This is a genomic window from Lutibacter sp., assembly GCF_030692605.1.
Classification (GTDB): domain Bacteria; phylum Bacteroidota; class Bacteroidia; order Flavobacteriales; family Flavobacteriaceae; genus Lutibacter.
This window is the reverse complement of record NZ_JAUYUD010000083.1, coordinates 1-5,525: the sequence shown is the minus strand read 5'-3', so window position 1 is coordinate 5,525 and position 5,525 is coordinate 1. Positions and strand designations below refer to the sequence as shown.

Genomic DNA, 5,525 nt, shown 5'->3' with positions numbered 1-5,525 from the left:
CCATGAAAAACTTAAAGAAAATTTAGAAAACCATATGCAAATGTTAGTTCAAAATCCAGATAGAGTTCAAAAATATTTCAATCATAAAGATATTCAATATGCAGCTTGATAATTATAGATATAATGCCGTCGGGTTAATATTGAAAACGTCATCGTATCGCTTTATGCTAAAGGAATGAGCAATAGTGATATCGAAGAACAGATTAGAGAGGTTTATAATTTTGAGGTATCGACTTCCACCATCTCCAGGATAACTGATAAAATAACCAATGATATTGTGGCGTGGCAAAACAGACCATTAGAGCCCGTTTATTTAATTGTTTGGATGGATGGCATTGTGTTTAAGGTACGAGAGAACTCTAAGGTAATTAATAAAACCGTATACATTGCTGTAGGATTGCTTAGAGATGGTCAAAAGGAAGTGCTGGGACTTTGGCTGGGAAAGAATGAATCAGCTGCTTTTTGGATGAGCGTACTCACTGATTTAAAAGCACGTGGTGTGGAAGATATGCTCATTACAGCTACCGATAATCTCAATGGGTTTACCGATACTATAAAGACCGTATTTCCTGAATCTAAAACACAAATATGTGTGGTACATCAAATTCGCAATGCTGCTAGATATGTGGTATGGAAAGAAAAAAAAGAATTTACTAGGGATATGAAAAACATCTACAATGCGCCAACTAAAAGTGCTGCAGAAGCAGCTTTAGAAGACTTTTCAAACAAATGGAGTACTAAGTATTTGTATGCTGTTAAAAGCTGGAAAGAGAATTGGGAAGAGCTTACAGTCTTCTTTGAATTCCCTGTTGAAATACGCAAAATAATCTATACCACTAACTTGATTGAAAATCTCAATGGGAAAATTAGAAAATACACGAAAAATAAATTATCGTTTCCAACGGATGAGGCGGTAATGAAATCCGTATATTTGTCAGTAAGAGAGGCGACCAAAAAATGGTCTATGCCAATCCAAAATTGGGGAATTATCCTCAATCAGTTCTTAATCATCTATGAAAAAAGGGTCAGAATTTAAGTAAATTCCAACCCAAGTTATTTTTAACTTACACAAATTATAGGATAGTGTCGCTTAATTCCTATTAAGCACTTTTTTTTTATAAGTTCTCAAAAAAATTATGCTTTACATTCGCATTTTCCAGACTCACAATTTTTACTATTTTTAGTCATAGAAGCAATTTCTGCTTGACATTCACATTTTCCATCAGCACAAGTGCACTCTCCAGCAGCTTTACATTTACAATTTTCTGTGTGTTGTATTTCTCCTTCTTCAGAAGCATTAGCTTTTAAATCCATTTTACAAACAGGACAAGAACCTGCTTCTTCATACGTTTTCCCTTTTTCACAATCCATTGGGCATTGGTATACTTCATTTGCTGCCATTTCATCACTATTGTGGTCATGACCATCATGATTTTCAACCTCTGCCTCAACTTTTTTAGTGTCTTTACAAGAAGTTAAAACAATTGAAAAAGAAAAAATAATTGCAATTAATACTATGGTATTTTTCATAATTTAAAGTTTAAAAAATTATTTGAATTTATTTTCTGTATAATGGACGAAGTTAATAAAATTTAATTACAATTTTTCACTAAAAAAGAGCTTCACATAATTGTGAAGCTCTTTTTTATTCAGAATCTGACAATTCAATTTAGTCGTTTCTCGGTGGTCTAGGTTTTCTATCTCTATCTCCACCACGATGGTCATTAGAACGACTATCTCTTGTATTATCGCGAGGTGGTCTTTCTTTAAAACCTTCTGGTTTTGGTAAAATGGCTTTTCGAGATACTTTCTCTTTTCTTGTTTTTGGATCTTTTCCAAAGTATTTTACATCAAAAATATCACCTAAATTAACAACATCTGTAACATTATCTGTACGTTCCCATGCTAATTCAGAAATGTGTAATAATACCTCATTTCCAGGAGCTGCCGTATATTCTACAACAGGGCCAAAGTCTAAAATTTTAATTACTTTAACTTCGTAAATACTTCCAACTTGTGGCTTGAATAATAAGGAATCTATTTTGGCTAATACAGCATCAATTCCTGCTTGATTAGTCCCTAAAATCTCAACAATTCCTTCTGTTGTAATTGGGTCTTCATTTATAACAATGGTACAGCCAGTAGATTTTTGCATCTCTTGAATAACTTTTCCACCCGGTCCAATTAAGGCCCCAATAAATTCATTTGGAATGTTTCTTGTAACCATTTTAGGTGCATGAGCTTTAACATCTGCATTAGGTGCAGCAATTGCTTCAGTTAATTTTTCTAAAATATGTAATCTACCATCTCTTGCTTGTTTTAAGGCATTCACTAAAATTTCATAGGATAATCCTTTAATCTTAATATCCATTTGACAAGCAGTAATTCCATCTGCAGTTCCTGTTACTTTAAAATCCATATCTCCTAAATGATCTTCATCACCTAAAATATCACTTAAAACAGCATAACGATTACCATCAGAAATTAATCCCATAGCAATACCTGAAACTGGTTTTTTCAATTTAACACCCGCATCCATTAAAGCCATTGTACCAGCACAAACTGTTGCCATTGAAGATGAACCATTAGATTCTAAAACTTCTGAAACAACTCTAACTGTATAAGGACAATCTGAAGGAATCATTCCTTTTAATGCGCGTTGTGCTAAATTTCCGTGACCAACTTCTCTACGTGAAGTTCCTCTTAATGGGCGAGCTTCACCTGTTGAAAATGGAGGGAAGTTATAATGTAAGTAAAAAGATTCTTCACCTGAAAATGTTGGCATATCAATTTGGTTAGACTCTCTTGAAGTTCCCAAAGTAACTGTTGCCAATGCTTGTGTTTCACCTCTAGTGAAAATTGCAGAACCATGTGTTGATGGTAAATAATCTATTTCACACCAAATTGGACGTATATCAGTAGTTTTTCTACCATCTAAACGTAAACCTTCTTCAAGAGTTAAGTTTCTAATAGCACTTTTTTCTGCCTTTGAATAATATTGTGAAATTAAAGAGCCTTTTTCAGCTAATTCTTCATCTGTAAAAGTAGCCTTAAATTCTTCTTTAATTGCAGCAAATGCAGCACTGCGTTCGTGTTTAGAACTTCCTGCTTTTGCAACATCATATACTTTTTGATAAGAGAAATCGTGTGCTTTTTTCTCAATATCTTCATCTTTTATTGCTAATTCGTATTCACGAGTTTCTTTTTTACCAAAAGATTCAGCCAATGCAATTTGAGCAGCACATTGAATTTTAATTGCTTCATGTGCAAATTTAATAGCATCTGCCATTTCTTCTTCGCTACATTCATCCATTTCTCCTTCAACCATCATAACAGAATCAGCAGAAGCACCAACCATCATGTCAATATCAGCTTCTAATAATTGTGTTCTACTTGGATTGATTACAAATTCACCATTTATTCTAGCAACACGCACTTCCGAAATTGGTGTTTCAAAAGGAAGATCACTTAATTGAATTGCTGCTGATGCAGCTAAACCAGCTAATGCATCAGGCATTACATTTTCGTCATGAGACATTAATTGTATCATCACTTGTGTTTCTGCATGGTAATCTTTAGGAAATAAAGGTCTTAAAACCCGATCAACTAAACGCATTGTTAACACTTCGCCATCACTTGGTCTTGCTTCTCTTTTAAAGAAACCTCCAGGATATTTACCTGCAGCTGCAAATTTTTCTCTGTAGTCTACTGTGAGTGGTAAAAAGTCAATTCCAGGGCTTGCACTGTAATTTGAAACTACCGTACATAGTAGCATTGCATTTCCCATTTGTACTACAACAGAACCATGTGCTTGTTTTGCTAATTTTCCTGTTTCTAAAGAAATGGTTCTACCATCTCCTAAATCAATAATTTGTGTATGTACCTTAGGTATCATAAAATAGTTTTTGTTAATTAATTAAACAATTTGGTGTTCGTTGTTGTGTTGCGTTTTACCAATCAAAAGTTTAATATTGCTTTCTTTAATAGTTTGCTAAATTTAAACAAAAAAGAGGCAAATCTGCCTCTTTCTTATCGAATTATTTTCTAATTCCTAGTTCTATAATTAACTCACGATATTTTACAATATCTGTTTTAATTAAATAATCTAGTAAATTTCTTCTTTTTCCTACTAACATCACAAGAGCACGCTCTGTATTAAAATCTTTACGATTTCTTTTCAAATGTTCAGTTAAGTGATTGATACGGTAAGTAAATAAGGCAATTTGTCCTTCTGATGAACCAGTATTTACAGCAGATTCACCATGCTTAGCGAAAATTTCCGCTTTTTTTTCTTTTGTTAAGTACATGCTAACATTAATTTTATTAATAATTTTTATGTATTGCTAACTATCTCCCAGTTAACAGACGGCAAATATACTATTATTATTTTGAATAACAATTCCTTACTAAAAAACTAAAATAAATTTTAATAGATTAAACCTTTTTAATTTTTAACAGTCTTAGGTGTATAAAAAATATAAATTTGTTTAACTGTAAACCCACATTAATTATGAAAAACCAAATTATTAAATTAAAAATTTTATTGCTATTAGTTTCCATTAGCTTTTTTGCTGTTAATTGTAGTAATGATAATGATGACGCAGAACCAATTTCATCTGAAGAAACTATAGCATTAGTTGAAATTGATGATATTGCAGATGATGTTAGTAGTGTTGTAGATGACTATTTTGCAACCGAGGGACTTGCTGGTAAAACTGAAAATTCTGATGCAGGTGGTTTAGACTGCGTTACTAAAACTATTGTTTTAACAAGCACTTCAAAAACAGTTACCTTAGATTTTGGTACAGGCTGTACATTACCAAATGGAAATGTTTTAAGTGGAAAAATTATTATGAGTTTTGCAATCGACACTACAACTCCTACTATAACAATTACATCTACCTATGACAATTTCTATTTTAATGATTTGCGTGTTGAAGGAGAAAATACAATTGTAAAAGTTAGACAAAATGAGAACGGAAAACCTCAATCTACGGTTAATTATGATGTTAAAGTTACATGGCCAAATGGTGATTTTGCAACCAGAAAAGGAACTAAAATAAGAGTATGGATTGCTGGTTTTGGCACAAGAGGTTTAGGAGATGATATTTTCTTAATAACTGGAAATTGGTCTTCAACCCACAAAAATGGAAATGTATTTAGTGTTAAAGTTTTAGAACCACTTAGAAGAGAAATGGCATGTAGATTTATTGTAAGTGGAATTATTGAAATTAATAAAAATGGAAGTATTGGAACTTTAAATTTTGGAGATGGAAGTTGTGATGATAAAGCGGTATTTACAAATAGTACTGGGGAAGAAAAAGAAATTACTTTAAGAAAAAGATTCAAATAATTATTTTAAAAGCATAAAAAAAGCGAGCAAATTTAGACTGCCCCCAAAAAGTTAGACACTATTTGGGGGTATTTTTATGGAAAGAAAAGTGAAATATGATTACACATTTAAACTTGAATGTGTAAAATTAGTATTAGAGAAACATTATTCATGTTTATTAGTTTCAAAGCAG

The 5,525-nt window shown here is 32.3% G+C and carries 4 protein-coding genes and 1 pseudogene; 2 read left to right on the top strand and 3 right to left on the bottom strand.

The features are described 5' to 3' along the window. Positions 1-139: 139 nt before the first annotated feature. Positions 140-1,036: pseudogene (locus Q8S45_RS07640) on the top strand (IS256 family transposase); the annotation flags it as partial. 98 nt (positions 1,037-1,134) lie between these two features. Here the strand turns inward: Q8S45_RS07640 and Q8S45_RS07635 are convergent. The 3 genes from Q8S45_RS07635 to rpsO form a co-directional block, all read right to left on the bottom strand. Beyond that, complete coding sequence (locus Q8S45_RS07635; RefSeq protein WP_305603188.1) at positions 1,135-1,530, bottom strand: heavy metal-binding domain-containing protein; 396 nt, start codon at positions 1,528-1,530, stop codon at positions 1,135-1,137. Between the two features lie 139 nt (positions 1,531-1,669). Continuing rightward, on the bottom strand, positions 1,670-3,895 hold the full coding sequence (locus Q8S45_RS07630; protein ID WP_305603186.1) for a polyribonucleotide nucleotidyltransferase: 2,226 nt from the start codon (positions 3,893-3,895) through the stop codon (positions 1,670-1,672). 142 nt (positions 3,896-4,037) lie between these two features. Next, positions 4,038-4,307: a 30S ribosomal protein S15 gene (gene rpsO / locus Q8S45_RS07625; RefSeq protein ID WP_305603176.1), complete on the bottom strand. Its 270-nt coding sequence runs from the start codon at positions 4,305-4,307 to the stop codon at positions 4,038-4,040. A 203-nt stretch (positions 4,308-4,510) separates the two neighbouring features. Here rpsO and Q8S45_RS07620 point away from each other — a divergent pair, with 203 nt between their 5' ends. Beyond that, on the top strand, positions 4,511-5,353 hold the full coding sequence (locus tag Q8S45_RS07620; protein WP_305603173.1) for a hypothetical protein: 843 nt from the start codon (positions 4,511-4,513) through the stop codon (positions 5,351-5,353). The last annotated feature ends 172 nt before the right edge of the window (positions 5,354-5,525 follow it).

Bases quoted from the DNA above. Each gene is read 5' to 3' on its own strand.
- Q8S45_RS07620 (WP_305603173.1), top strand. From the start codon at position 4,511: ATGAAAAACCAAATTATTAAATTAAAAATTTTATTGCTATTAGTTTCC.
- rpsO (WP_305603176.1), bottom strand. From the start codon at position 4,307: ATGTACTTAACAAAAGAAAAAAAAGCGGAAATTTTCGCTAAGCATGGT.
- Q8S45_RS07630 (WP_305603186.1), bottom strand. From the start codon at position 3,895: ATGATACCTAAGGTACATACACAAATTATTGATTTAGGAGATGGTAGA.
- Q8S45_RS07635 (WP_305603188.1), bottom strand. From the start codon at position 1,530: ATGAAAAATACCATAGTATTAATTGCAATTATTTTTTCTTTTTCAATT.